This window comes from Serratia sp. CY83965 (genome assembly GCF_052166375.1).
GTDB classification, from domain to species: Bacteria; Pseudomonadota; Gammaproteobacteria; order Enterobacterales; family Enterobacteriaceae; genus Serratia; species Serratia marcescens.
The window spans coordinates 21,706-46,948 of record NZ_JBJNOV010000007.1 but is presented as its reverse complement, the minus strand read 5'-3'; the positions used below and the strand labels follow the sequence as shown (position 1 = coordinate 46,948).

Genomic DNA, 25,243 nt, shown 5'->3' with positions numbered 1-25,243 from the left:
ATTTCATGCACTCTTCAGCGGTTATCGCAGCACCGTCGCTCGGCGCTTAGAGAAAAGTCATGATACAAATCAAGAAATGTTTTGTTTCATCTGTTGACACTTTGCTTACGTATAAGATAGCCTCGCGAATGAAAATCATTAGCAAAACTGGATGATGAGGCAAAATGTACCCACAGCCTGATCCTTACGCCCGGTTCCGATGGTCGGGTCATTCCGGCGCAACGGCGCCGGCAAACGTACATTCGCCTCCTCTCCAGACGCCTGCGCCATAGGCGCCCGGCGCGATGGCATCCCTTTGTCTGTCCGCGCCCATTTGCATCTCTCAGCATGTCTGTTCGTGCGGCCCGCGCCGGGTCCGCATGTGTTATCCGTCGTTTCACGATCATAGGAGGTTTCAGCGCGGTTAAAACGTAAGTTTTCTTCTGGGTATAAATAAACATGGAGCGTAAAATGATACTTAATAAAAGATTGAAGTTAGCGTATTGCGTTTTTCTGGGTTGTTATGGCTTATCCATTCATTCTTCTCTTGCCGCTTATCAGGATCCCGGTCGATTGGGCGCGCCTGACAGTTGGAAAACCGCTGAGTTTAATCGCCAATGGGGGCTTGAAGCTATTTCCGCCGAATTCGCCTATGCCAGAGGCTATACCGGAAAAGGTATAACCATCGGCGTTATCGATAACGCTATTCTTTCCCATTCTGAATTCTCCGGTAAACTGACGCGCCTGGATAACGGCAGTTATAATTTCTCGTATGATAAACAAGATAATATGTCTTTCGGCGATCACGGCACGCACGTAGCCGGTATCGCTGCGGCTAAAAGAAATGGCGCAGGCATGCACGGCGTTGCTTTCGACGCGGATATTATCGGCACCAAATTGAATGATTACGGTAATCGCAACGGCCGTGAAGAGCTGATTCAGAGCGCGGCTCGCGTCATCAATAACAGCTGGGGGATCGCGCCGGATATACGGCGAGACGCCAAAGGCGATATCATCTGGTTGCCGAACGGCAGGCCGGACTACGTGGCATTCGTAAAAAGCGACGTGATCGCCGAGATGATGCGCAGCAAATCCAGCGTGGAATGGGGCAGCGAACAACCGGTGCCCACCGGCGGGCACAGCGCCATGTCGACGCTGCTGCGGGCGGCCAGGCACGGCAAGCTGATCGTCTTCTCGGCGGGCAATTACAACAATTACAATATTCCGGAAGCGCAAAAGTCACTGCCTTACGCTTTCCCGGACGTACTGAATAATTACCTGATTGTGACCAACCTGAGTGACGAAAATCAGTTAAGCGTTTCCTCGACCAGCTGCGGGCAAACGGCCAGCTATTGTGTTTCCGCGCCGGGTTCTGATATTTACAGCACCGTCGGCCGGCTGGAGTCCAATACCGGCGGCGCCGTGAATCGCGAAGCTTATAATAAGGGCGAGCTGTCGCTTAATCCTGGTTACGGCAACAAATCCGGCACCTCAATGGCGGCGCCGCATGTGACCGGCGTCGCCGCCGTATTGATGCAGCGCTTCCCATATATGAGCGCCGATCAAATATCTGCAGTCATTAAAACCACCGCCACCGATTTAGGCGTTGCCGGCATTGATAATTTATTCGGCTGGGGGCGCGTCAATTTACGCGATGCGATCAACGGCCCGAAAATGTTTATTACCAAAGAGGATATCCCGCAGGAATATTATGTGCCGGGTTCCTACAGTGAGAAACAGTTTGTGGTGAATATCCCCGGCCTGGGAAATATCGTCGAACCCGGCACGCCGGTTGAGCGGCGCTGCACGTCGAGCGAATGCGATTTCGATTCGTGGAGTAACGACATCAGCGGGCACGGCGGCTTGACCAAAACGGGCGCCGGTACGCTGGCGCTGTTGGGTAATAACACCTATCGCGGTGATACCTGGGTGAAACAGGGCGTGTTGGCGATCGACGGTTCGGTGGCATCCAACGTCTATATCGAAAATAGCGGCACATTGTCCGGCGAGGGCACCGTAGGCGCCTTCAGAGCGGCTCGGAGCGGCAGCGTCGCGCCGGGCAACGGCATCGGCACGCTGCATGTGTTGCACGATGCCATTTTTGATCGCGGTTCGCAGTATAACGTGGAAGTGGCGGACAATGGCCGCAGCGATAAGATCGCCGCGCGGCGCGCTTTCCTCAACGGCGGCAGTGTGAATGTCAGCCTGGAACGCAGCCAAAACCTGCTGTCGCAGAATGAGGCGCAGAGTCTGCTGGGCAACAAGTACACCATCCTGACCACGACGGACGGCGTTACCGGTAGATTCGAAAACGCCAACCCATCGTATCCGTTTGTTAAAGTCGCGCTGGATTATCAGGGCAATGACGTCGGCCTTGGCATCACGCGCACCGACGCCAGCTTTGACAGCCTGGCCAGCACTGAGAACGAGAAAGCGGTAGCTCGTGCGGTGGAGACGCTCAACGCGACGGAACCGGTCACGGAAACGGCCAAACGTAGCGTGGCGATCCCGGCGGCCGAAGAGGCCAACCTGCTGCAAAGCGATGGGGGCGAGGCGCAAGTCGTGAACGAAGAGGTGAGCATCGTGGCGGGCCATCCGGTCTATGAAAGCTTCCTCGGCTTCACCTCGGCCAGAGAATTGCAACAGGCGACCCGTCAACTGTCCGGCCAGATCCACGCGGATATGGCTTCCGCCCAGATCAACGAAAGCCGTTACCTGCGCGATACCGCCACCGAGCGCTTGCGCCAGGCGGAAGGCCGCCGCACCGCTACCGACATTAAAGCGGATGACAACGGCGCCTGGGCGAAACTGCTGGGTAGCTGGGGGCATGCTTCCGGCAACGACAACGCCACCGGTTACCAGACCTCCACCTATGGCGTGCTGTTAGGTCTGGACAGCGAACTGTTTGGCGACGGCCGGCTTGGCATGATGACCGGGTATACCCGCACTTCGCTGGATGGCGGTTATCAGTCAGATGCTCACAGCGACAACTACCATCTGGGGCTGTACGGCGACAAACGCTTCGGCGCGTTGGCGCTGCGAGCGGGCGGCACCTATACCTGGCATCGCATCGACACCTCGCGCTCGGTGAACTACGGCGCGCAGTCGGATCGCGAGAAGGCCAAGTATAACGCGCGCACCGGTCAGCTGTTCATCGAAAGCGGCTACGATTGGACGAGCGATGCGGTCAACCTTGAGCCGTTCGCCAACCTGGCGTATACCCATTACCGTAACGAGGAGATCAACGAGCAAGGCGGGGCAGCGGCGCTGCGCGGCGACAAACAAAGTCAGTCCGCCACCGCCTCGACGTTGGGTCTGCGCGCCGACACCGAGTGGCAAACCGACAGCGTGGCGATCGCGCTGCGCGGCGAGCTGGGTTGGCAGCATCAGTACGGCAAGCTGGAGCGTAAAACGCAGCTGATGTTCAAACGCACTGATGCGGCGTTCGACGTGAACAGCGTGCCTGTTTCTCGCGATGGCGCGATTCTGAAAGCGGGCGTCGATGTATCGATTAACAAAAACGCCGTCCTGTCCCTTGGCTACGGCGGGCAGCTGTCGTCCAACCACCAGGACAACAGCGTCAACGCCGGTCTGACCTGGCGCTTCTGATCGCGGTTGCATGCTTCGCTTTATTCAGCCCTCATCGTGACGATGGGGGCTTTTTTTTCGCGGCCAGCCGGCCTTCTGCGGCATGAGCGATACTTTCTCCGCGACCTATTCCCCCGGCCGGTGTTCACCGCCGGGTTAATCAATCAGAGGAAAACAAACGCAGCTGCCAATAGCGCAATTGCGTCAGCGTGATCGGCGCAGCGGCGGCAATGGCCGCGCGATTTTCCAACGCAATCTCCCGCGCGCGTTGCAACGGCTCGGCGCTGAGGCCTTGCAAGTTTTGTTGCAGCGCCTGTTGCGTTTGCTCCAGCTCACCAACGCTAACGTGCGTCAGCTCATGATGCATCTGCAGCAAGAATTCGTCGTTTAACTGCCGCAGCTGTTCAGCGGTGAACGTCGGGGATTGCAGCGCGAACAGCAGGCCTTCGGCATGGGTGCAGCGGTGGAAGGCACATTGCACCACGTAGCCCACGTTGCGTTCCACGCGCAGCCGCTGAAAATAGCGCGGCGCGTAAAGCCGGGCCAGCACGCGCAGCGCCCAGCGGCCTTCGGCTTCATCGTTTTGCAGCGGGTAAAACTGCAGCAAGGCGTGTTCGGCGCCGCTTTCCGTCAGCGTGACAGGGGGATGTAAACGCGGCGGCGTTTGCGGCTCAGCCGTTATGGCGTAGGGGAAGTCATACAGCAAATGTGACAGCCGCCGTTTTAACTCGCCATCGCCGCCGACCAGGGTGGCATGCCAGTGTGGCGCCGTTGTCGTAGAGACGTTCAGCGCCGCCGGCAATTGGGCCAACAGGCGGCGAATGGCGATATCGTTTCGTTGTTTTAACTGCGCGTGGCGCAGGTTTCTCGCCGCCTCGTTGATGACGGCCGGCGGCTGCGCCGCCAGAGCCCGGTTCACGACGTTCAGGCCGTGGCAGATCAGCCCGTGGCTGCCCGCCAGCTGCAGCAGCCACACGCCCTGGTGGCGTTCGACGCTTAAATGTCCCTCCCGATGCGCCAGCTCCGCCGCGCCAGGGCGCAGCGCCGCCTGCAAGCCACAGGCCTGTTCTTCGCTGAGCGCGCCATGCGACGCTGGGCGCAGCAACAGCACCGGCTGCGCCTCGCCGGAACGCAGATGCCGCAGCGGCGCCTGGCCGGCCGGCAAGGGCGGGATCGGCAGCGCCGCCGAGGCTGAGAAAAAGCGGAAAGGTTCCGCTGTAGGCGCCAGCGCGGCGCCGGCGAAGGGGCGCAGGGTCAGCGGCAGCCCTTGGATTTCGCGCGTTTCACCGCCCCCCTCGGGCTGCACGGCCAAGCGGCGGCGCGGCGCCGCCATCAGCATAGCGAGTTGCTGCGTCCAGTCGTCATGCTGTTCCGTCGGCGGCAGCCCAAACGCTCTGGCCCGCAGCTGATCGAGCGGCGTCAGACGGTGAAAATCGCGGTTCGCCAGTTGCCCGAAATGCTCGAGCTGGCCTGGTGTCAGCGCGTTCAACGCCTGCAGCCATGCCAGCAAGGCGCTTTCGATATGGGCGGCCTCAGACGCCGAGCCGTGATTGACGGTGAAAATAAAACTCAACAGGGCGCTGTTTTCGCCGCAGCGGGCATAATCCAGCCGAACGGCGTCGCCCCACGCGTGCGCGCGCAGCCGTGCCAACAGCCCGCCAGGGGCGTCGTCCAGCAATAAACGCTCAAGCCGTCGCAGCCAGCCGCGTGAACGGCAGTGCGGCAGGGCAAACACCAGCCGCAGCTGCGGCGCGCCGGGAAGAGACAGCGTGTAATCTTGCCCGGCGGCCAGCGGCGGCAATGTCTCGGGCGGCGCGGCGCTGCCCGACGGCAAGCCGCCACCGTAGCGCTGTGCCAGCGCATGCAGTTGCTCAAGCGATTGCGGGCCTTGCAGCCACAGCGTCATGTTCGGTGCGCGGTAATAATGGTGGTGAAACTGCCGCAACGCCTGCTGCAACGCGGAAATATCGCTGCCGAAAGCGGCGCGGCTGCCGATATGAAAGCGATGCAGCGCGTCAAATCCGCTGAACATCTGCCGCTGCGCCGCTTCGCAGCGGGTTTCAACATCGGCGCGCAGCAGGCGGTATTCGGCGTCGATGACCTCGATCTCCTGGGCGATCGCCTCAGTCGCCAGCTGCGGAGCGGCGAGCATATCGCTCAGCCGCGCCAACCCATCCGCCAGATGGGCGGTGCCCACCTCAAAGAAAAACGCGGTTTGCGTGGCCTGGGTGGTGGCGTTTAAACGGCCACCGGCCGCCTGCGTCCAGCCCATCAGCCCATCTTGCGCGCTGAAGTTCGCGCTGCCGCGAAACAGCATATGCTCCAGCAGATGCGCCAGGCCGGGCCAGGCGGCAGGCGCCTGAAAGCTGCCCGCTTCGATGCGCACCAGCGCGGCGGCGGCGTCGGCGGCAGGGTCGCTTATCGCTTTGACGGCCAAACCGTTATCGAGCTGCCACGAAGCGGCGGTGGATGCCATCGTCAACCCTTGAAGATCAGACGGGAGTTGGTCTGATTGCGAAATCGCAGCTGATCGATACCGATCTGCGAACGGTTCGCCGCTTCCCGCGCCGCCAGGATGGTGCCGTGATGCGGCGATTTGCCGCACACCGGATCGGCGTTGTCGGCGTTGCCGGTCAGCATGAACGCCTGGCAGCGGCAGCCGCCGTAGTCTTGCTCTTTCTCCGAACAGGAACGGCAGGGCTCCGGCATCCAGTCATAGCCGCGATAGCGGTTAAAGCCGAAGGAGTGGTACCAGATATGCTGCAGATCGTGCTCCAGCACCGACGGAAACTTAATCGGTAACTGACGGGCGCTGTGGCAGGGTAACGCCATGCCTTCCGGCGTCACGCTCATGAAGATGGCGCCCCAACCGCCCATGCAGCCTTTAGGCCGCTCCTCGTAGTAATCCGGCGTGACGAACAGCAGGTTAGCCAGTTTGCCGTCGGCGGCCATGCGTTCGCGGTAGCGTTTCACCACGGCTTCTGCCTCGGCGATCTGTTCGCGGGTCGGCAGCAGGCCTTCACGGTTCAGGTGCGCCCAGCCGTAGAACTGGCAGGTCGCCAGCTCGACGTCGTCGGCATCCAGCTGGATCGCCAGTTCGATGATGCGGTCGATCTGGCCGATATTATGGCGATGCAACACGAAGTTGAGCACCATCGGATAGCCGAGCGCCTTGACCGCCTTGGCCATCGCCAGCTTCTGCTGAAATGCCTTGGCGGAGCCCGCCAGCGCGGCGTTCAGCGTTTCGTCGCTGGCCTGAAAACTGATCTGAATATGATCCAGCCCGGCGTCGGCGAAGGTCTGCAGCTTTTTCTCGGTCAGGCCGATGCCGGAGGTGATCAGGTTGGTGTAAAACCCGAGATCGCGGGCGGCGGCGATCAGCTCGGGCAGGTCTTTACGCACCAGCGGCTCGCCGCCGGAGAAGCCGAGCTGCACGCTGCCCATCGCCCGCGCCTGGCGGAACACCTCTATCCACTGCGCGGTAGTCAGCTCTTTTTCCTGCGCGGCAAAATCGAGCGGGTTGGAGCAGTACGGACACTGCAGCGGGCAACGGTAGGTCAGCTCCGCCAGCAGCCAGAGCGGCGGATTCACCGCCGGCGCACGTGGTTCAGTCACGGAAGGTCACCCATTTTTTTTCGTAGGCGCGCTGGAAAAATTCCAGCACGTCGTCCGCCAACCCTTCGGCGCCGGGGAAGCGGGCGTTCAACTGGGCGATGATGCCGTTCAGCGTAGTGTGGCCGTCGACCAGTTGCAAAATGGCGGCGGCGCTGTCGTTCAGCTTGGCCATGCCTTCCGGGTAGAGGATCACATGGCTGTTTTGCACCTGCTCCCATTGCAGGCGGTAACCGCGGCGGAAGACGGGAGTGTGTTCAGGGTTCAGCGTCATTACACCAGCCTCTGGTTGTGCCATACCCGCGCGGCGGTCACGCTGTGGTAAGGCGGGCGGTTCAGGGTGTAGGCCATGCTCATGGCGTCCAGCATGCTCCACAGAATGTCCAGCTTGAACTGCAGGATCTCCAGCATGCGCTGCTGCTTTTCAACAGTGTCGCAATAGTCCAGCGCCAGCGCCAGGCCGTGTTCCACGTCGCGGTTAGCCTGGCCGAGGCGGCTGCGGAAATAGTCGTAGCCGGCGGCGTCGATCCACGGGTAGTGTTGCGGCCAGCTGTCGAGACGCGACTGGTGGATCTGCGGCGCGAACAGTTCGGTCAGCGAGCTGCAGGCTGCTTCCTGCCAGCAGGCGCGGCGCGCGAAGTTGACGTAGGCGTCCACCGCGAAGCGCACGCCCGGCAGCACCAACTGCTCGGATAGCAGGGCGTCGCGCTGCAGCCCGACGGCCTCGCCGAGGCGCAGCCAGGCCTCGATGCCGCCTTCGCTGCCGCCGTAGCCGTCGTGATCCAGAATGCGCTGCACCCACTTGCGACGGGTGTCAGGCTGCGGGCAGTTGGCCATGATCGCCGCATCCTTGATCGGAATGCTGGTCTGGTAGTAGAACCGGTTGGCCACCCAGCCCTGGATCTGCTCACGCGTCGCTTCGCCGTTGTGCATCGCGATGTGATACGGGTGGTGGATGTGGTAATAAGCGCCTTTGGCGCGCAGCGCCGCTTCAAATGCCTGCGGCGTCAGGGGACGTGGTTGCGTCATGGCGATTCCCTACAGTTCGATATTCATGCCGTCCCAGCTCACTTCGATGCCGGCGGCGGTCAGGCTCTGCCGTTCCGCGGAGTCTTCATTGAGGATCGGGTTGGTATTGTTGATGTGGATCAGGATCTTGCGTTTGGCGGGCAAGGTGCTGAGCAGGGCCGCCAGCCCGTGCTCTTCCGCCAGCGCCAGGTGCCCCATGTCTTTGCCGGTATTGCGTCCCACGCCGGCGTTGGCCAGCTCGTTGTCGTGCCACAGCGTGCCGTCGATCAACAGGCAGTCCGCGCGGCGCAGCCACGGCATCAGCGCCTCGTCCGGCTCACCCAGGCCCGGTGCATACAGCAGCCCGATCCCGCGAGCGGTATCTTCGATAAACAGCGCCACGTTGTGGCCCGGCAACGGGCGATCGCGGTACGGCGAATAGGGCGGCGCGTTGCTGAGCAGCGGAATGGCGGTGAAGCGCACGTTTGGGCAGACCGCCGTGCGGAACGGTTCGCCGGGCGTCACCGGGTGGTGAATCAACCCGCCGTTCCAATGGGAGAGCATGGGAAACACCGGGAAGCCGATGCTGAGATCGTCATGCACTTCAGGGGTGCACCAGACGTGGTGTGGGCAGCCCTCACGCAAATTGAGCAAGCCCGCGCTGTGATCGATCTGGCTGTCGGTCAGCACGATCGCGCCGATACCGGTGCCGCGCAGCACGTCGGGATTATTCAATTCGGGCGAGGCCAGCAGCTGATGGCAAATATCCGGGGAAACGTTGCACAGCACCCAGTTTTTACCGTCGTCGCTGATGGCGATGGAAGACTGGGTGCGGCGCGTGGCGTTGATGCTGTGGTCGCGAACGCCCCGGCAATTGTCGCAGTTGCAATTCCACTGGGGAAAGCCGCCGCCCGCCGCCGAGCCGAGAACTTTTATCTGCATGTCTGAACCAGAAAAAGAGGGAAAGAAATGCCCGCGCGAAAGGCGGGCAGACAGGCGATTAACGGTTGGAAATGTACAGCGTCACTTCCAGCCCCAGACGCAGGTCAACAAACTCAGGTTTAGTCCAGGTAGTCATAGCGGTGCTCCTTTACATGCATCGTGATAGTTCGAACCCAATGAGAAATTTTCGCATTAGGCCGGCCCAATGTTGGCGAAATGTGACGAAGATCGCAACCTTTAAAGCGTAACCGGGTTATTCACCCCAGGTGGCGGCGAGCGCGTTCAGCCAGTTGCGCCAGGTCAGCTTCTCCAGCAGCCGGTTATCGAACCCGGCCTGCGCCAGCGCTTGCGTCAGGCGCGGTAGGCCTGCGGCGTCCTCCAACGGTTGCGGTACGTTGACTCCGTCAAAATCAGAGCCAAATCCCACGCGATCTTCACCAAGTTTAGCGATCAAATACTCAACGTGTTTAACAATTTCTGTTAAGCCTGTCGTTGCACTGTCACGTTTACCGTCCGCCCGCAGGAAGGCGGTGCCGAAATTGACGCCGACCATCCCGCCGCTCTGGGCGATGGCGTACAGCTGTGCGTCGGTGAGGTTGCGCGGCTGCGGGCAGAGGGCGTGGGCGTTGGAGTGGGTGGCGACCAGCGGCGCGCGGCTCAGCGCGGCGGTTTGCCAGAAGGCTTTCTCGTTCATGTGCGAGACGTCGATCATGATGCGTCGGTGATTGCAGGCGCGGATCAGCGCCTCGCCGGCCGGCGTCAGGCCGGGGCCGGTATCGGGTGAGCCGGGGAACGGCCCGCTGACGCCGGTGCCGAAGACGTTAGGCAGATTCCAGAATGGCCCGATGCTGCGCACGCCCAGCCGGTAGAAGGCCTCCAACTGCGTCAGCTCCGCATCGATCATGCCGGCGCCTTCGATATGCAGCACCGCGGCGATTTGCCGGTTGAGGCGGCACTGCTCTATCTCGGCGGCGGTGCGGCAGATGCGCAGCCGCCCCTGAGAAGCCTGCTCCAGCTGCTGCAGGATGGCGATTTGCCGTTCGGCGATCGCCAGCGGATCGAAGGCGGCCTGCGCCTCGTCCTGCGTTTGATTACGCATCTGGGCGATATAGCCGACCGGAGGAATAAATACCGCGAACAGCCCGCCGCAGAATCCGCCGCGCTGCATGCGGGAGAAATCGAGGTGGCCCGGCGTGACGCGGGAATAAAAGGCGGCGACCGGATCGTCGTCATGCTGCAGCCACAGATTGAGCAGCAGGTCGTTATGGCCGTCGAAGACCGGCCAGAGAGGGGGAAGCGTCATGGGCGTTTCACTGCGTCAGGCATCGTGAACGCTATGTTCTCCCATCGAGCGAGGGGGAACAACCCTCGCTCGATGGGGATTTTAAAGCCGAATTGTCAATTCGACGTCATCCGCGAACGGCGTGGAGAGATAGCCCGTCGCCGGATCGCGCACCCGCGCCAGGTAATCCGGGCTGTCATCGGCGTTGTCCGCGACGATCAGCGCACCGGGCCGCAGACGGCTCTCAAGCAGGTCGAGAATATCGGGATAAAGTCCCTTGGCGCCGTCGAGCAGCAGCAGATCGACCGTGGCCGGCAGATCGCCGCGCAGCGTTTCCAGGGCGTCGCCGACGCGGATCTCCACCAGGTCGATGACGCCGCCTTCGGTCAGGTTGTCGCGCGCCCGCGCCGCTTTGCTCGGTTCAAACTCGCAGGTAATCAATCGGCCGCCGCCGTTATCGCGCAGTGCGGCGGCCAGGTGCAGGGTCGAAATACCGAACGACGTGCCGAATTCGACGATGTTTTGCGCCCGGCAACCCCGCGCCAACATGTAGAGCAAGGCACCGGTCGCCGGCGACACGGCCAGCGGGAAATCCTTCAGGCGGTGGTAGAGTTCGCGGTACTCGGTTTTGCTCTGCATCAGCCGGCTTTGCTCTGCGTCCGGCACGTCGCGGAACAGGGCGGCAAGCGCCGGCGACCGGCGGGATGCCTGTTGGAACAGGCGGTTTAGCAGCGGCGCCAAGGGGGCAGTGGTCAGGGTACTCATGGCAAATTTCCTGTCGTAAATGGAGCGCGTTAGCGCATGCCGTTATAATATGACGAATTATTCGCATTCCTCTATTCGCATTGGCCGCCCGCTATGACTGAACGCCGCAGTAAGCAAATTTCCTCGAGAAAACAACCGCAACAGGCGCGCTCCGCCGAACTGGTGTCCGCTATTCTGACCGCCGCTATTCAGGTTTTGGCGCAGGAGGGGGCGGCGCGTTTCACCACCGCCAGGGTGGCCGAGCGTGCCGGCGTCAGCGTCGGGTCGCTTTATCAGTATTTCCCCAATAAGGCGGCGATCCTGTTTCGTTTGCAGAGCGACGAATGGCGGCAGACCACGGATATGCTGAGCCGTATTTTGGCCGACCGCGAGAAAACGCCGTTCGCGCGCTTGCGGTTGTTGGTGCAGGCGTTTATCCGTTCGGAATGTGAAGAGGCGCAGATGCGCGTAGCGTTGAATGATGCGGCGCCGCTTTACCGCGATGCGCCGGAGGCACAGGCGGTAAAGGCAGCCGGCAAGGATATCGTGCAGGTTTTCATGTGCGAAGCGTTGCCTGATGTTCCGCAGGTCACTCGCCGGTTGGCGGGCGATCTGATCGTCGGCACGTTGGGGGCGGCGGGCAAGCAATTCTCCGAAACGCCGCGAACTGATTCCGAGATCGCGGCTTATGCCGATGCGATGGCGGACATGTTCTGCGCTTATCTGGCCGATTTAAACGGGCATCAGAGGACGTAAACGCTTTTTAGGTGACATTGTCACTCGCCGGGGGCTGCGCCTGCCGACGACAAACCGACAGCACCAACTGCCGCAGCCAGCGGTGATCCGCCTCGGCGTCCAGGCGCGGATGCCACATCTGCGAGACGGTGATGGGCGGCGTTTTTACCGGCAGCTCGAAGACGCGCAGCGGGCCATCGGCAGGCTGGGCCTGCAGGAAAGAGGCGGGAAGCAACGCCAACAGATTCGAGGCCTGCGCCACCGCCAGCGCGGCGGGAAAGCTCGGCACCACGGCGGCGATATGGCGTGCCAGCCCCAGCTCCGCCAGCGCGGCGTCTACCGGCCCGAGGATGCGCCCGCTGCGCGAGGCCACCACGTGGCCGCAGGCGGCGTAGTCGGCGACGTCAATCTCCGGCTGTTGCGCCAGCGGGTGTGCGGTTCTCATCACGCCAACGAAGCGATCGCGGAACAGCGCCTGCAGGCGGATTTCCGGGCCCATGTCACCCAACACGCCGATCTCCAGATCGACCAGACCTTCACGCAGGGGGCGGTCGCTTTTCTCCGGCTTGGGCGCAAAGCGCAACCGCACCCGCGGCGCCTGTTCGGCGGCGGCGGCGATCAGCGCCGGGCCGAAGGCCTCAACGAAGCCGTCATTGGCGCGCAGCGTGAAGGTACGATCCAGCGCGGCGGGATCCAATGCTCCCTGCGCCGGACGCAACACAGCGCGGGCTTCGAACGTCGCGTGCCGCGCCCGCTCGCGCAGCGTTTCGGCATAGGGCGTCAGCACCATATGACGGCCGGCGCGCACCAGCAGGGGATCGCCGGTGGCCGCGCGCAGTCGGCTGAGGGTACGGCTCATCGCCGAGGGGCTTAAACCGAGACGGCGCGCCGCGCCGGCAACGCTGCCCGCCGTCAGCAGCGCGTCGAGCGCGATCAGCAGGTTGAAATCAGGGTCTGTCATGCGTGCGCATCCTGTCGTGCTGAATAGGGGGGAAGGCGTTCGATGCAGTTTGTGCGTACGAATGCTGCATCAGTCGCCATGCATTATGCCTGAGCCTGTTTTCGGGGTGCCATGACTTACCGCTAAAAAACCGGAGGGGGACTGGCCCGTTTGCCGTCTGAACATGGCGATAAACGCGGAAGGATCGTGATACCCCAGGGTAGAGGCGACATATTTGACGGCTCTCCCTTCCTGCAACAGCGTCATCGCCATGAGGGTTTTGCTTCTCAGCTTCCATTCATTGAAAGAGATGCCGGTGGCGGCGAGAAATCGCCGCGAGAGCGTACGCTCGCTCAAGCCCAGCATGCCCGACCATTGCGTCAGCGTGTTGAAATCGTGCGGCGCGGCGCTCATCTTTTCGGTCATGATCTTGATCACGTCGTCGCTGCCGAGCGGCAGGTAGCTGTCAAAACGCTCCGACAGCGCCAGCTGCTCAAGCAATGCGGTAACCAACGTCTGGTCCTGAGGCGTGTGCGGATAGCCAATGCGCCTTTCTGAAAAATCGGCCAGCACCGCTTTGACGATCTTATTCAGCCGCAGGGTTTGCGGTTTGCTCGGTAAGGATTGGCATAGCGGGGGGCTGACATGAAGAATGACATAGTCAATTGCACTCTTTGCTACGGATTCATGTTCGGTATTAATGGGGAGCCAAATGGCATATTCCGGAGTGGATAAATAAATATTGTCCTCAATATTTATTTCCGCCAACCCTTTCATGGAATACATCAGTTTTCCCCATGGCAACGCCTGTAAAGGGAATTGCGTTCCTGCCGGCCAGGATTTATTTCTGAACCAAATCGATATTGGGATTTCCCCGGTCAATTCTGACGGTTTCATGACGCCTTCCTGTCCGTTCATGGCTGCGTCTTCCTATTATAACAATAAGTTGTCTGATAATCGGCATTTCTATTCTATGGGGAAAGCTTACTCTGGGCAGGTCATTCCCCTGGATAAAGGTAACAATATGTACGGTAAAATCATTGATCTTTCGGTGCCGCTGATGAGCGGGATCGCTTCCGATCCGGAGCGGTTTCTGCCGGAAATCGAGTATGTTGACAACAAGCGCGGAGCGTTGCAGCTGGCGGAATCATTTCCCGGCCTGGATCCCCTGGCGCTGCCGCGTCAGGAGGGCTGGGCGGTGGAATTTGTCCGCATGAGCACCCATGCGGGGACGCATATGGACGCCCCTTATCACTACCATTCGCATATGGACGACGGTTCGGCGTCAAAAACCATTGATGAAATACCGTTGGAATGGTGTATCGGCCCTGGCGTCAAATTGGATTTTCGCCATTTTCCAGACGGTTATGTGGTCACTGCGCGTGATATTGAGCGTGAATTAGCGAGGATTGATCATCCGCTCGCCGTCGGCGATATTGTTCTGGTCAATACGGCGGCCGGTGGGCGGTACGGCAGTGAAGATTTTATTCATCGCGGTTGCGGCATGGGCCGTGAGGCGACGCTGTATCTTACTGAACGCGGCGTCAGAGTGGTTGGCACCGATGCCTGGAGCTGGGATGCGCCATTCAGCCATACGCGCACCAAATTTGAACAAAGCGGCGATATTTCGCTTATTTGGGAAGGGCACTATGCCGGCAGTAAATATCCTTATTGCCAAATTGAAAAACTGTGCAATCTTGAATTGCTGCCCCCCTGCGGATTCAACGTGATCAGTCTGCCGGTCAAAGTTTATAAGGCATCCGCCGGCTGGGCTCGGCCGGTTGCAATTATCGATGAACGCGCGGGGGAATAAACGATGGCCAGAATAAAACTGCCGGCAGTGAGTGAATTAACGGCTGAGCAACAGCAACAATATGCCCGTTTTCCCGCCAATCTTACGCTGGGTCTGTTGAAAACCAGCCGTTCGGCGCAGGGATATCTGTCGCTGGGCGCTTCTTTTCCGGCCGGGCGACTGTGTGATAAAGATCGGGAAATGATCATATTAAGGGTTGGCGCGTTAAGCCACAGCGCTTATGAGCGTATGCAACACTATCCGTTGGCGATCCTTGCGGGGTGGCGCGATGACGACATCGAGAAAATAGAGCAGGGTGTTGGCATCGACGTCAGAGGGGCGGCGATCTTGCATTTTGTCGATGAATGCGTGCAGCAGGTGAAGGTTTCTGCCGACACGTTTAACGCGGTCAGGCGCTATTATGATGAGGTTCAACTGGCTGAACTGGCATTAATGATTGGGCACTACATGATGACGGCGCGCTTTTTGGAAACGCTGGAAATCGATCTGGACCTACAAGCGACATCCTGGGAAAACATGTCAACGGATTGAGTACGCGCACGGCGTGAGCGCGATAAAAAAGCCGATAGCCTGGGGCTATCGGCTTTTAATGCGCAGTGGCGGAGGGTTACGCCGGCAACTGCTGGGCGGTTTTCTCGACCAACGCCAGCAACAGCTTGATGTCTTCCAGCGTCACGATCGGGTTCAGCAGCGTCATCTTCAGGCAGGTTACGCCATCGAACTCGGTTACGCCGACGTTGGCGCGGCCCGATTCCAGCAAGGCGTCACCGATACGCTGGTTGAACAGCGCGACGGCCGCGTCGCCATTCGCCGCCAGCTGCGCCGGACGGTAGCGGAACAGCACGCTGGCCAGCTGTGGCTGCATCACCAGTTCCAGCGATTCCTGATCGGCGATGTAACGCGCCACCTGTTGCGCCAGCGTGACGCCATGATCGATGATCTCGGCGTATTGCTTCTGCCCCAGCGCTTCCAGCCCCATCCACAGCTTCAACGCATCGAAGCGGCGGGTGGTCTGCAGCGATTTGGACACCAGGTTCGGCACGCCTTGCGCCTCGTCGAACTCGGAGTTCAGGTAGGCCGCCTGATAGCGCATCAGCTCGTAGTGGCGCGCGTCTTTCAGCAGGAAGGCGCCGCAGCTGATGGTCTGGAAGAACTGCTTATGGAAGTCCAGGGTGATGGAGTCCACCAGCTCCAGGCCGTCCAGGTAGTCGCGGTACTGCTCGGAAAGCAGCAGCGCGCCGCCCCAGGCCGCATCCACGTGCACCCAAATCTGCTGCTCCGCCGCCAGCCGTGCGATGTCGCGCAGCGGGTCAATGGCACCGGCGTCGGTGGTGCCGGCGGTGGCGACGATCGCCATCACCTGCTCGCCGTTGGCCTTGGCCTGCGCCAGTTTTTCCGCCAGATCGTTCACGTCCATGCGGGCGAAGCGATCGGTTTTCACCAGGGTGACGGACTGGTAGCCGAGGCCCATCAGCGCCATGTTCTTCTGCACCGAGAAGTGGGCGTTTTCAGAACAGAACACTTTCAGCTTGCGCAGATCGCCCACCAGACCGTCCTGCTGCACGGAGTGGCCCTGACGCGCGAAGAATGCATCGCGCGCCAGCATCAGCCCCATCAGGTTGCTCTGGGTGCCGCCGCTGGTGAACACCCCGGCGTCGCCGGGCTGGTAACCGACCTGGGCGCGCAGCCACTCAATCAATTTCATTTCGATCAGCGTGGCCGACGGGCTCTGATCCCAGGAGTCCATGCTTTGGTTGGTGGCGTTGATCAGCACTTCGGCGGCCTGGCTAATCACCAGGCTCGGGCAGTGCAGGTGCGCCACGCATTGCGGATGGTGCACCGACAGACTGTCTTTCAAAAAATACTCGATGGCGCGCTCGATCGCCGCCTGGTTGCCCAGGCCTTGCGGGGTAAAGTCGAGCTTGATGCGCTCGCGCAGTTCGGCAACGCTTTTGCCCTGATACATCTCGGGCTGTTGCAGCCACTGCACGACGGCTTCACTGCTCTGCGCAATCGCCTGGCGGTAAGCCTCGGCGCTGTGCGCCGAGGAAGCCAGAATCGGGTTTAACTTGGACATCGCGGTCATTCGCTCCAATCAGACTGGCTTGACGCCGGCGGCCAGCAGCGCCTGCTCAAATTTATCCAGGAAAATACCCAGCTCATCATTGGTGATCAGCAGGGAAGGCAGCAGGCGCAGCACGCAGCCGTTGCGCCCGCCGCGCTCCAGGATCAGACCGGATTCGAAGCATTTCTTCTGCAGCAGCGCGGACAGCTCGCCATCGGCCGGGTAGCAGCCCATGTGATCCTGCGCTTCGTTCGGCTTGACGATCTCGATGCCGATCATCAGGCCCAGACCGCGGACGTGACCGATCACCGGATAACGTTTCTGCAGCTCGGCCAGTTTGCCTTTCAGCCACTCGCCCTGAGCGGCCACTTTGTCGGCGACCTTATGCTCTTTCAGGTACTGCAGGGTGGTCAGGCCGGTGGCCATCGCCAGCTGGTTGCCGCGGAAGGTGCCGGTGTGGTGGCCCGGTTCCCAGGCGTCGAACTCTTTTTTGATGCCCAGCACCGCGAGCGGCAAGCCGCCGCCGACCGCTTTCGACATCACGATGATGTCTGGCTCGATGCCCGCGTGTTCGAAGGCGAACAGCTTGCCCGTACGGGCGAAACCGGCCTGAACTTCGTCGATGATCAGCAGAATGCCGTGTTCCTGGGTCACTTTGCGGATGCGCTGCAGCCACTCGGCCGGCGCCGGGTTAACCCCGCCTTCGCCCTGAACGGCTTCCAGGATCACCGCAGCCGGTTTACGCACGCCGCTTTCCACGTCGTTGATCAGGTTGTCGAAGTAGTAGGTCAGCGCCTTGACGCCGGCTTCGCCGCCGATGCCCAGCGGGCAGCGGTATTCATGCGGATAAGGCATGAACTGCACTTCCGGCATCATGCCGTTGATCGCCGCCTTCGGCGACAGGTTGCCGGTGACCGACAGCGCGCCGTGGGTCATGCCGTGATAACCGCCGGAGAAACTGATCACGCCGGAACGGCCGGTGTGCTTTTTCGCCAGCTTCAGCGCGGCTTCCACCGCATCGGCGCCGGACGGGCCGCAGAACTGCAGGCAATACTCTTTGCCTTCGCCAGGCAACAGAGAGAGCAGGTAATCGGAGAAACGATCTTTCAACGGGGTCGTGAGATCGAGAGTATGTAACGGCAAGCCGCTGGTAATGACATTTTGGATGCTTTGCAGGACGTCGGGGTGATTATGTCCAAGAGCCAACGTTCCCGCCCCGGCCAGGCAATCAAGATATTGATTATTCTCAACATCAGTGATCCAAACGCCCTGGGCTTTCGCAATTGCCAACGGCAGTTTGCGCGGATAACTCCTAACATTCGACTCAAATTCGGCTTGACGCGCCAAATAGGTTTCATTGTTTCCGTTTAATGAGTTTGCAACTAAAGTATCAATACGGACTTTATCCGTCATCATATCTCTCCTACAACCGAAGGTCTCAACACGCAACGATTGAATTAATGAATTAGAAAAGTAACTGCCTTGTGAAAAGCGCGACCAATATATGGCTTTTTCGCCTGGGACTCAATAGCCGATTTTGTTTTGAATTGTTTAGTTTTTTCTTAGGCTCATCAATATGTTGTTGATTTGTTGACCGTTGGTTTTGCCAGCAGAAAACAACATTTCCTTAACATTGCGTAAAAATCCCTTTCTGCTTTCCTTTGTCCGCCTCTTTAATGCATTTATTATTAAGGTGAATTTCCGATTAATAACATAAATAGAAAATAGCGGCTTATTTTCATCTATTCACCACCTTAAGTCCTATAGCGGTTATATACACAAAATTTGTGATGAATATAAGTCATCGAGCGTTAAAAGCGCGGTATCCAGAGTGGTGATTTCTTGCAGATTTTACGTAGCGCGATCGAAAAAGCGGAATTTTTGTGCGGCGCCGGCGAGTCTGCCGGCGCCGTGGTCATTAACGTTGCCGTAACCAGACGCGATAGCGCCGCAGAGTGCGGCGGGTGCGCCATCTATCGATGAGCAGCGACCACAGTGGGGAGTAACGCACGTTGCGCGTCCGATCGCGGCTCAGGGCGTGCATGCGGCGCTTGATCAGCGCCATGCGGGCGAGCAGCGTCAGCGTTTTGTCGCGCCATTTTACCGGCGCGGGCAGTGCATGAGGGGCTTCGCCGGTTTGCCAGCGGTGCGGCAGATCGGGAATTTCCGCCATGGCGGTGGCGATGCCGACTAGCGCGACGCCGCTGTTCAGCACCTGTTGCGCCACCGACGGGCGGGCGATGCCGCCGGTGGTCATCACCGGCATGCGGGCTACTGCGGCGAGATCGCGGGCGAAGGTCAGAAAATAGGCTTCGCGCGCCAGGGTGCTGTCGTCCGCCGCTTCGCCCTGCATCGCCGGGCTTTCATAACTCCCGCCCGATAGCTCCACCAGATCGACCGGCAGTTTGTTGAGCATCAACAATACCTGTCGGGCCTCGTCCGGCGAAAAGCCGCCTCGCTGAAAATCGGCGGAGTTCAGTTTGACCGCCACGCAAAAGCCTGGCGAGACACGCTGGCGCACCGCGCTCACCACCTCCAGCAACAGGCGGGCGCGATTCGCCAGCTCGCCCCCCCAACGATCGCTGCGCTGGTTGGACAACGGCGACAAGAACTGGGAGATGAGGTAGCCGTGCGCCGCATGGATCTGCACGCCGGTAAACCCGGCCTGTTCGGCGGCGTGCGCGCTGGCGGCGAAGCGGGCGATCACCTCGGCAATCTGCGCTTCGCTCATGGCCTGCGGCGGGGCAAACTGCTTGCTGTACTTGCCCATCGCCATTGGGATGGCGGAGGGCGCCCAGGCGTTGCCGCCCATGTTGGCCATCACCTGACGGCCCGGGTGGCTGAGCTGCATCCATACCTGCGCGCCTTCCTGGCGCGCGGCCTTGGCCCAGGTTTCAAACGGGGCGAGCGGCGTATCCTGTTCCAGCACCACGCCGCCGGGGCCGGTCATGGCGCGGCCGTCGATCATCACGTTGCCGGTGATGATGAGGCCGGCGCCGCCGATACCCCAGTGGCGATACAGACGCCATAGCGCGGGGCCGGGCAGTTGGCCTTCATCGGCCAGATTTTCTTCCAACGCGGCCTTGGCCAGACGGTTGGGTAAGCGGCTGCCGTTGGGCAGAATCAGCGGGGTAAACATCGGGTACGTTCCTGTCGCAGGGTGAATGGCGCTATACTAGGTTTAAAGTTAACTTTAAGGTCAATAGGGCATGAAAATCGGAGAGTTGGCGGAGCGCGCCGGCATGGCCGCCTCGGCGATACGTTACTACGAACAGCAGGGTCTGCTGCCCAAAGCGGTGCGCGGCGTCAACGGTTATCGGGTGTATAGCGAAAGCGCGCTGGAGCGGCTGCACCTGATCCAAATCGGCCAGAATCTGGGGTTTTCGCTGCAGGCGATCCGCGGGGTATTGGCGCTGCAGGGCAGCGCTTATGAGGATGGGTTGATACAGGGCGTCGACAGCCGGCTGGCGGAGATCGAGCGGATGATGGCGACGCTGAACGAGCAGCGTGAGACGTTGATGGCGACGCGGCGTATTCTGTTGGAATCCGGCGTGGCGGGATTATGCCGCGCAAAAAATGAAAAACAGGCCGGTGCGTGGCCGGCCTGCAAAGATTAACGGCGTTTAAAGGCGGCGCGCCCGGCATATACCGCCGCGCTGCCCAATTGCTCCTCAATGCGCATCAGCTGATTGTATTTTTCGATGCGCTCGCCGCGGCACGGCGCGCCGGTTTTCAAATGGCCGGCTCGCATCGCAACCGTCATATCGGCGATAAAGCTGTCGACGGTTTCGCCGCTGCGGTGCGAGATAAAGGCGCCCCAGCCGTTTGCCTGGCAAAGCTGCACGGCGGCGAAAGTTTCGCTCAGCGTGCCGATCTGGTTCAATTTGATCAGCGCCGCATTGGCCAACCGTTCATCAATCCCGCGCTGGATGTATTTCACGTTGGTGACGAACAGATCGTCGCCAACCAGTTCCACCCGATCGCCCAGGGTGTCGCTGAGAATGCGCCAGCCGGCCCAATCGTCCTCGGCCAAACCGTCTTCAATCAGCACGATGGGAAAATCCTGCACCAGCCGCTGGTAATAGGCCGTCATCTGTTCGGCATCCAGTTCAGCGTTTTCGCTGCGCAGGCGGTATTTGCCGTTGGCATAGAATTCACTTGAGGCCGGGTCCATGCAAATGGCGATATCGTCTCCCGGTTGATAACCGGCTTTCTCTATCGCCTGCACGATCAGCTCCAGCGGTTGCCGGTTCGAGGCAACCGCCGGCGCGAAACCGCCTTCGTCGCCGACGCCGACCGACAGGCCTTGTTCCAACAGGATTTGGCGCAGCGCCTGATAGACTTCACTGCCCCAGCGCACGGCCTCGCGCAGCGATGGCGCGCCCTGCGGGGCTATCATAAACTCCTGAAAGTCCGCCCCTTGCCAACGGGCGTGCACGCCGCCGTTGATGATATTCATACAGGGCACCGGCAGCAGGTTGGCGCCGATGCCGCCCAGATAACGATACAGCGGCAGTTGCGACAATTGCGCCGCGAGGCGGGCGGCGGCCAGAGAAACGCCGAGCAGGGCGTTGGCCCCCAATCGGCTCTTGTTCTCGCTGCCGTCCAGCGCGATCAGCCGGCGGTCAATCTCCTCTTGTTGGCGCACATCCACCCCGCGCAGCGCCTCATTGATCGCCGTTTTGACGCTGTGCACCGCCTCCAGTACGCCTCTGCCGCCGAAACGGTGCGGATCGCCGTCGCGGTGCTCCACCGCCTCGCGTGAACCGGTGCTGGCGCCGGAGGGAACCGAAGCCCGTGCCACGACGCCCGCCGCGCTCATTTCGACTTCGACGGTCGGGTTGCCGCGCGAGTCCAGGATTTCTCTGGCGGTTACGCTTTCAATCTCATAGCTCATGGGTAGTCACCTCATTCTAGGGAGTGGGCACGTGCTTTATCAGCACGTCGATCGACAAATGGTTAATGAACTCGAAGCCGAAGGAGGCAAAGACGCCGAACGGACGGTTCTGATGGCCGAGCAGCAACAGATCGACCCCTTCGCGGGCAATCAGGGCTTCGACGTCTTTGAAGCGATGGATGCTGACAATTGCGCGCACCTCCAGGGGGATTGAGCAGTCTTCCACCAGACGGCTGAGCATGGCTTTGGCGGCGATCACCTCGCTGGACTGGCGATCTTTGGTCAGCGAATCGCTGAGGTAGTCCAGCTCGGCATAGTCGGCGCTGATGTGCGCCACGGTAATGCGCGTATTCATCTGCTGATTGAGGCGTTCGGCATGACGCAACAGCAGCCGGCCGTCGCGTTCATCCTGCACCAGCAGTAAAGCATGTTGGTAGAGCGGCATGACTTATCTCCCTGCGTTAGCGATCTGGCGGGTTAACCACGGTAAAACCTCTTTTTTCCGGCTCGTCATGCCGGGCAGCGACACCTGACGAATGTCGAGCACCCGGTTCGGCGAGAAATACAGGGTGGAGCGACGGCAGGTGATATCGGTGACCAATAGCGCGACCATCGCCAGCCCGGCTTCCTGCTTCGCGTGTTCAAGCGCCTGTTGCAGCGCGGGCAACAGCGGATCGATGTCGCTCATGGCCCGCACTTCTATCTGCGACAGCAGCAGCGAGACGCTATGGATGCGATAATTCTTGGCGTCGCGCTGCAGCAACTGCGCGGCGGATTGTCCCGAAAGATCGGTTTTGGCGGCCAGCAGCCCGGCGGTGAAGGCGTCATAGTCAACGTGAGAAATTGCGCGCAACCGCGAAACCGCCAGCCGATCCAGTTCGGTGGTGGTCGGCGCGCTCAGCGCGACGGTATCGCTCAAAATCGCGCCCAGCAGCAGCGTGGCCTGGGCGGAAGAAAGCGGCATCGGCCTTTCCGCCGCCAGGATCTGCAGGATCACGGTGGCGCAACAGCCGACGGCGCGAACCCAGACATCGGGCGGGTTGCGGGTGATTAACGTGCCCAGCCGGTGATGGTCGATAACGCCGACCACATCGCTGTCGGGCAATGAGGCCGGCCCTTGTTCGACGTCGGTAAAATCGACCAGCCAGACTTTACGGTCACGGAGATCGCCTTTCAGCAGCGGAGGCGCTTGTACGCCGGCGGCGGCCAGTATGTAGCGGGTTTCCGGCGTCAGTTCGCCAAGGCGGAAAGCGACGGCCGGTTTGCCGAGGTGATTGAGCCAGTCCGCGACCACCAGCGCGCTGCAGATGCTGTCGCTGTCGGGATTTTTATGGCCGAAAACGTACAGCGGCATTTCCCGCACGGTGAGATCAGGCTGGGGCGGAAAAGGGGTAAAACGTGAGGTTTCATTCATAGCGACTCCTGACATACCTGCCTAAAAAATAAAGCGAAGTTGTATATCAGGCGTCATCATCCGGTTCGAGCGAACGCGGCGGTTGGGAAAGGTGGAACACCATCACCTTGTGAGCGACTGTAGCGCAGCGCGGTGGCAAACGCAACGCCCGGCAAAGCTGGCGAGAATGCGCAATCGGATTGATACTGAGTGAGTCTATGATGGACAAGGATATTTGCCGCTAACCGACGAAAACGCTGAACGGACTCACGCCGGCTATGCCGGGTCCGTCGGTGACACATTGGGAGACAACATGCTCGAACCCTGCTTCCCCGAAAACGAAGCTGAACGCCTGTCGGTATTGAATTCGCTGAACGTGCTGGATTCAAACTCGGTGGAGAAACTGGATCGCATCACGCGGCTGGCGGCGAAATACTTCGGCGTGACCATCGCGTTGGTGTCATTGATCGACCGGGATCGTCAATGGTTTTTATCGCGTTACGGTCTGGATGCCCGGGAAACGCCGCGCAATATCTCGTTTTGCGGCCATGCTATCTTGCAACGCGAAGCGCTGGTGGTGCCCGATACCGCCAACGATCCGCGCTTTTTTGATAATCCGCTGGTGATTGGCGGACCGCGGATCGGTTTCTACGTTGGGCAACCGCTGCTGTCGCTCGACGGGTTGCCGCTCGGCACCCTGTGCATTATCGACAGCCAGCCGCAGCCGTTTTCCCCGGAACAACTGGCCGACCTGCACGACTTCGCCGCCGTGGTGGAGGAGTATTTGCAGAGCATTGAACGCCACGTCTATACCGAAAACCTGAAGTCCAATCTGCAACGCTCGGAAGCCCTGTTCGAACAGACCTTCGCCCAGGCGGCGGTAGGGATGGCGCTGGTGTCGCTGCAGGGGTATTGGCTGCGGGTCAATCCGCGCATCTGCGAAATGTTGCGCTATTCCGAGCGCGAGCTGATGGATCGCACCTTTCAGGACATTACCTATCCGCTCGATCTCAACACCGATCTGGAAAAACTGCAGCAGCTGCTGAGAAACGAGATCAGCACTTACTCGCTGGAGAAACGTTATTTCCGCGCCGACGGCTCGATCGTCTGGGTGCAGCTGACGGTGGCGTTAAATCGGCTGCCTAACGGCAAACCGGATCATTTCATCTCGGTTATCGTCGATATCAGCGAGCGCAAGGCGGCGGAGGCCGATCTGTTCGCTCTGCAACACGAGCTGGAACAACGCGTTGAAATCCGCACGCGGGAGCTGAACGTGGTCGTCAAGAAACTCAACGAAGAGATTGAAACCCGGGTGCTCGCCGAATATCAGCTCAGCGCGGAGAAGGAACGCCTGCGCGCCATTACTGACAATATGCCGGCGTTGATCAGCCAGATCGACGGCAATGAACGCTACCTGTTCGCCAACAGCGCCTACAAAACCTGGTTTGGCCTGGAAGAAAGCCGCCTCAGAGGAATGACGGTGCGCGATTTTATGGGGGAGAACGTTTATCAGATAGCGAAACCGATGATAGACAGGGCCTTGGCGGGGGAAATGGTGAGCTTTGAAAATGAGCTCCAGACCCAAAAGGGACTGCTGATGATCCACACCACGCTGGTGCCGTGCGAAACGCAGGGGTTTTACATTCTGTCCATGGACATTACCGAGTTGAAGCGGCTGCAGCAGCGGCTGGAATATGACGCAACCCATGACATGCTGACTGGATTGACCAATCGACGCGCGTTTCTGCGCCGGTTGTCGGGCACGCTGCAGGCCTGTTGCCATCAGCGGCAGATGGCGCTGTTGTTTATCGATCTCGACGGGTTCAAAACCCTTAACGACAGCTATGGTCATGACTTCGGCGACGCGATCCTGAAGACATTCGCCACATTGCTCAGCGCCTGCGCAGGCGAGCACCACAGCGTCTCGCGCCTGGCCGGTGACGAGTTCACGGTGATCCTGTGGCCGTTGACGGATCCGCGGCGCGAGGTCAGCGAATTTTGCGAAAACGTGTTGGCGCAACTGGCCAAAATTACGCAGATCGGGCCGCAGAAGGTACGGCTTTCCGCCAGCATCGGCGCGGCCATTTCTCCACGCGGCGATGTGACGGAGGAGATGCTGTTGACCCGTGCCGACGGCGCGATGTATCAGGCGAAATCGGCCGGAAAGGGCACTTATGCCATCTGCGAGCTGTGAGCGTGCAACGGTGGCGGTCTCAGGGTAAGCTGTTTTTCTTTTCCTGTGAGC

22 protein-coding genes and 1 riboswitch are annotated in these 25,243 nt (G+C 60.3%); of the genes, 6 read left to right on the top strand and 16 right to left on the bottom strand.

What is annotated here, in order from left to right; all coding sequences use genetic code 11:
• The first annotated feature begins 552 nt into the window (after positions 1–552).
• Positions 553–3,588, top strand: a complete 3,036-nt coding sequence (locus ACJ8PL_RS15025; RefSeq protein WP_442531258.1) for an autotransporter domain-containing protein — start codon at positions 553–555, stop codon at positions 3,586–3,588.
• Between the two features lie 139 nt (positions 3,589–3,727).
• On the opposite strand, the gene pqqF is transcribed toward ACJ8PL_RS15025, so the two are convergent.
• From pqqF to ACJ8PL_RS14985, 8 genes are all read right to left on the bottom strand, one after another.
• Positions 3,728–6,043, bottom strand: a complete 2,316-nt coding sequence (gene pqqF, locus ACJ8PL_RS15020) for a pyrroloquinoline quinone biosynthesis protein PqqF (protein ID WP_442531257.1) — start codon at positions 6,041–6,043, stop codon at positions 3,728–3,730.
• 2 nt (positions 6,044–6,045) lie between these two features.
• Positions 6,046–7,182, bottom strand: coding sequence for a pyrroloquinoline quinone biosynthesis protein PqqE (gene pqqE / locus ACJ8PL_RS15015; protein ID WP_033640350.1), 1,137 nt, complete (start codon positions 7,180–7,182; stop codon positions 6,046–6,048).
• Positions 7,175–7,453: a pyrroloquinoline quinone biosynthesis peptide chaperone PqqD gene (gene pqqD / locus ACJ8PL_RS15010; protein ID WP_442531256.1), complete on the bottom strand. Its 279-nt coding sequence runs from the start codon at positions 7,451–7,453 to the stop codon at positions 7,175–7,177. The genes pqqE and pqqD overlap by 8 nt, the downstream gene beginning before the upstream one ends.
• Positions 7,453–8,208 (bottom strand): pyrroloquinoline-quinone synthase PqqC, encoded by a 756-nt coding sequence (gene pqqC, locus ACJ8PL_RS15005; protein ID WP_015376769.1) that lies wholly within the window; start codon positions 8,206–8,208, stop codon positions 7,453–7,455. Before pqqC ends, pqqD begins: the two co-directional genes overlap by 1 nt.
• 9 nt (positions 8,209–8,217) lie before the next feature.
• Positions 8,218–9,129 (bottom strand): pyrroloquinoline quinone biosynthesis protein PqqB, encoded by a 912-nt coding sequence (gene pqqB / locus ACJ8PL_RS15000; protein ID WP_442531255.1) that lies wholly within the window; start codon positions 9,127–9,129, stop codon positions 8,218–8,220.
• Positions 9,130–9,187: 58 nt separating this feature from the next.
• A complete protein-coding gene (gene pqqA, locus ACJ8PL_RS14995) occupies positions 9,188–9,265 on the bottom strand; it encodes a pyrroloquinoline quinone precursor peptide PqqA (RefSeq protein ID WP_004937827.1) in 78 nt (25 codons plus the stop codon).
• A gap of 117 nt (positions 9,266–9,382) precedes the next feature.
• Positions 9,383–10,432, bottom strand: coding sequence for a dipeptidase (locus tag ACJ8PL_RS14990; RefSeq protein ID WP_442531254.1), 1,050 nt, complete (start codon positions 10,430–10,432; stop codon positions 9,383–9,385).
• An 81-nt stretch (positions 10,433–10,513) separates the two neighbouring features.
• A complete protein-coding gene (locus ACJ8PL_RS14985; RefSeq protein WP_016927746.1) occupies positions 10,514–11,176 on the bottom strand; it encodes an O-methyltransferase in 663 nt (220 codons plus the stop codon).
• Between the two features lie 93 nt (positions 11,177–11,269).
• Here ACJ8PL_RS14985 and ACJ8PL_RS14980 point away from each other — a divergent pair, with 93 nt between their 5' ends.
• Positions 11,270–11,911 (top strand): TetR family transcriptional regulator, encoded by a 642-nt coding sequence (locus tag ACJ8PL_RS14980; RefSeq protein ID WP_442531253.1) that lies wholly within the window; start codon positions 11,270–11,272, stop codon positions 11,909–11,911.
• A 7-nt stretch (positions 11,912–11,918) separates the two neighbouring features.
• Here the strand turns inward: ACJ8PL_RS14980 and ACJ8PL_RS14975 are convergent, their stop codons facing one another.
• Together ACJ8PL_RS14975 and ACJ8PL_RS14970 are read right to left on the bottom strand one after the other, a co-directional pair.
• Positions 11,919–12,851: a LysR family transcriptional regulator gene (locus ACJ8PL_RS14975; protein WP_147882045.1), complete on the bottom strand. Its 933-nt coding sequence runs from the start codon at positions 12,849–12,851 to the stop codon at positions 11,919–11,921.
• Between the two features lie 69 nt (positions 12,852–12,920).
• A complete protein-coding gene (locus ACJ8PL_RS14970; protein WP_442531252.1) occupies positions 12,921–13,616 on the bottom strand; it encodes an AraC family transcriptional regulator in 696 nt (231 codons plus the stop codon).
• Between ACJ8PL_RS14970 and ACJ8PL_RS14965 the strand changes: the two genes are divergently transcribed.
• Together ACJ8PL_RS14965 and ACJ8PL_RS14960 are read left to right on the top strand one after the other, a co-directional pair.
• Positions 13,606–14,643: a cyclase family protein gene (locus ACJ8PL_RS14965; protein ID WP_232036934.1), complete on the top strand. Its 1,038-nt coding sequence runs from the start codon at positions 13,606–13,608 to the stop codon at positions 14,641–14,643. The two genes, ACJ8PL_RS14970 and ACJ8PL_RS14965, sit on opposite strands and share 11 nt — an antisense overlap.
• A 3-nt stretch (positions 14,644–14,646) precedes the next feature.
• Entirely contained in the window at positions 14,647–15,174 is a 528-nt protein-coding gene (locus ACJ8PL_RS14960) for a carboxymuconolactone decarboxylase family protein (protein WP_442531251.1), read from the top strand.
• 76 nt (positions 15,175–15,250) lie between these two features.
• Here ACJ8PL_RS14960 and ACJ8PL_RS14955 read toward each other — a convergent pair whose 3' ends face one another.
• The 3 genes from ACJ8PL_RS14955 to ACJ8PL_RS14945 all read right to left on the bottom strand — a co-directional run bounded on the left by ACJ8PL_RS14955 (position 15,251) and on the right by ACJ8PL_RS14945 (position 19,847).
• Positions 15,251–16,720: a pyridoxal phosphate-dependent decarboxylase family protein gene (locus tag ACJ8PL_RS14955; RefSeq protein WP_028127421.1), complete on the bottom strand. Its 1,470-nt coding sequence runs from the start codon at positions 16,718–16,720 to the stop codon at positions 15,251–15,253.
• An 18-nt stretch (positions 16,721–16,738) separates the two neighbouring features.
• A complete protein-coding gene (locus ACJ8PL_RS14950; RefSeq protein ID WP_004937838.1) occupies positions 16,739–18,121 on the bottom strand; it encodes a diaminobutyrate--2-oxoglutarate transaminase in 1,383 nt (460 codons plus the stop codon).
• A 505-nt stretch (positions 18,122–18,626) separates the two neighbouring features.
• The gene (locus ACJ8PL_RS14945) at positions 18,627–19,847 is read right to left on the bottom strand and encodes an NADH:flavin oxidoreductase/NADH oxidase family protein (protein ID WP_442531250.1); all 1,221 of its coding nucleotides are present in this window, start codon (positions 19,845–19,847) and stop codon (positions 18,627–18,629) included.
• A gap of 70 nt (positions 19,848–19,917) precedes the next feature.
• Here ACJ8PL_RS14945 and ACJ8PL_RS14940 point away from each other — a divergent pair, with 70 nt between their 5' ends.
• The gene (locus tag ACJ8PL_RS14940; RefSeq protein ID WP_016927737.1) at positions 19,918–20,325 is read left to right on the top strand and encodes a MerR family transcriptional regulator; all 408 of its coding nucleotides are present in this window, start codon (positions 19,918–19,920) and stop codon (positions 20,323–20,325) included.
• On the opposite strand, the gene eno is transcribed toward ACJ8PL_RS14940, so the two are convergent.
• The 3 genes from eno to ACJ8PL_RS14925 are packed head-to-tail and all read right to left on the bottom strand — an operon-like array spanning position 20,322 to position 23,019.
• Complete coding sequence (eno, locus tag ACJ8PL_RS14935) at positions 20,322–21,605, bottom strand: phosphopyruvate hydratase (RefSeq protein ID WP_442531249.1); 1,284 nt, start codon at positions 21,603–21,605, stop codon at positions 20,322–20,324. The two genes, ACJ8PL_RS14940 and eno, sit on opposite strands and share 4 nt — an antisense overlap.
• A gap of 16 nt (positions 21,606–21,621) precedes the next feature.
• Positions 21,622–22,050 (bottom strand): hypothetical protein, encoded by a 429-nt coding sequence (locus ACJ8PL_RS14930; RefSeq protein ID WP_016927735.1) that lies wholly within the window; start codon positions 22,048–22,050, stop codon positions 21,622–21,624.
• A 3-nt stretch (positions 22,051–22,053) separates the two neighbouring features.
• Positions 22,054–23,019, bottom strand: a complete 966-nt coding sequence (locus ACJ8PL_RS14925) for a DHHA2 domain-containing protein (protein WP_421085870.1) — start codon at positions 23,017–23,019, stop codon at positions 22,054–22,056.
• Between the two features lie 40 nt (positions 23,020–23,059).
• Positions 23,060–23,135: riboswitch (Fluoride riboswitch) on the bottom strand.
• Positions 23,136–23,311: 176 nt separating this feature from the next.
• Between ACJ8PL_RS14925 and ACJ8PL_RS14920 the strand changes: the two genes are divergently transcribed.
• Positions 23,312–25,192, top strand: a complete 1,881-nt coding sequence (locus ACJ8PL_RS14920) for a diguanylate cyclase domain-containing protein (RefSeq protein WP_016927733.1) — start codon at positions 23,312–23,314, stop codon at positions 25,190–25,192.
• The last annotated feature ends 51 nt before the right edge of the window (positions 25,193–25,243 follow it).

Excerpts from the sequence above, each read along its gene's own strand:
- pqqF (WP_442531257.1), bottom strand. The coding sequence starts at position 6,043 with ATGGCATCCACCGCCGCTTCGTGGCAGCTCGATAACGGTTTGGCCGTC.
- pqqD (WP_442531256.1), bottom strand. The coding sequence starts at position 7,453 with ATGACGCTGAACCCTGAACACACTCCCGTCTTCCGCCGCGGTTACCGC.
- pqqC (WP_015376769.1), bottom strand. The coding sequence starts at position 8,208 with ATGACGCAACCACGTCCCCTGACGCCGCAGGCATTTGAAGCGGCGCTG.
- pqqB (WP_442531255.1), bottom strand. The coding sequence starts at position 9,129 with ATGCAGATAAAAGTTCTCGGCTCGGCGGCGGGCGGCGGCTTTCCCCAG.
- pqqA (WP_004937827.1), bottom strand. The coding sequence starts at position 9,265 with ATGACTACCTGGACTAAACCTGAGTTTGTTGACCTGCGTCTGGGGCTG.
- ACJ8PL_RS14990 (WP_442531254.1), bottom strand. The coding sequence starts at position 10,432 with ATGACGCTTCCCCCTCTCTGGCCGGTCTTCGACGGCCATAACGACCTG.
- ACJ8PL_RS14985 (WP_016927746.1), bottom strand. The coding sequence starts at position 11,176 with ATGAGTACCCTGACCACTGCCCCCTTGGCGCCGCTGCTAAACCGCCTG.
- ACJ8PL_RS14980 (WP_442531253.1), top strand. The coding sequence starts at position 11,270 with ATGACTGAACGCCGCAGTAAGCAAATTTCCTCGAGAAAACAACCGCAA.
- ACJ8PL_RS14975 (WP_147882045.1), bottom strand. The coding sequence starts at position 12,851 with ATGACAGACCCTGATTTCAACCTGCTGATCGCGCTCGACGCGCTGCTG.
- ACJ8PL_RS14965 (WP_232036934.1), top strand. The coding sequence starts at position 13,606 with ATGGAATACATCAGTTTTCCCCATGGCAACGCCTGTAAAGGGAATTGC.
- ACJ8PL_RS14970 (WP_442531252.1), bottom strand. The coding sequence starts at position 13,616 with ATGTATTCCATGAAAGGGTTGGCGGAAATAAATATTGAGGACAATATT.
- ACJ8PL_RS14960 (WP_442531251.1), top strand. The coding sequence starts at position 14,647 with ATGGCCAGAATAAAACTGCCGGCAGTGAGTGAATTAACGGCTGAGCAA.
- ACJ8PL_RS14955 (WP_028127421.1), bottom strand. The coding sequence starts at position 16,720 with ATGTCCAAGTTAAACCCGATTCTGGCTTCCTCGGCGCACAGCGCCGAG.
- ACJ8PL_RS14950 (WP_004937838.1), bottom strand. The coding sequence starts at position 18,121 with ATGACGGATAAAGTCCGTATTGATACTTTAGTTGCAAACTCATTAAAC.
- ACJ8PL_RS14945 (WP_442531250.1), bottom strand. The coding sequence starts at position 19,847 with ATGTTTACCCCGCTGATTCTGCCCAACGGCAGCCGCTTACCCAACCGT.
- ACJ8PL_RS14940 (WP_016927737.1), top strand. The coding sequence starts at position 19,918 with ATGAAAATCGGAGAGTTGGCGGAGCGCGCCGGCATGGCCGCCTCGGCG.
- eno (WP_442531249.1), bottom strand. The coding sequence starts at position 21,605 with ATGAGCTATGAGATTGAAAGCGTAACCGCCAGAGAAATCCTGGACTCG.
- ACJ8PL_RS14930 (WP_016927735.1), bottom strand. The coding sequence starts at position 22,050 with ATGCCGCTCTACCAACATGCTTTACTGCTGGTGCAGGATGAACGCGAC.
- ACJ8PL_RS14925 (WP_421085870.1), bottom strand. The coding sequence starts at position 23,019 with ATGAATGAAACCTCACGTTTTACCCCTTTTCCGCCCCAGCCTGATCTC.
- ACJ8PL_RS14920 (WP_016927733.1), top strand. The coding sequence starts at position 23,312 with ATGCTCGAACCCTGCTTCCCCGAAAACGAAGCTGAACGCCTGTCGGTA.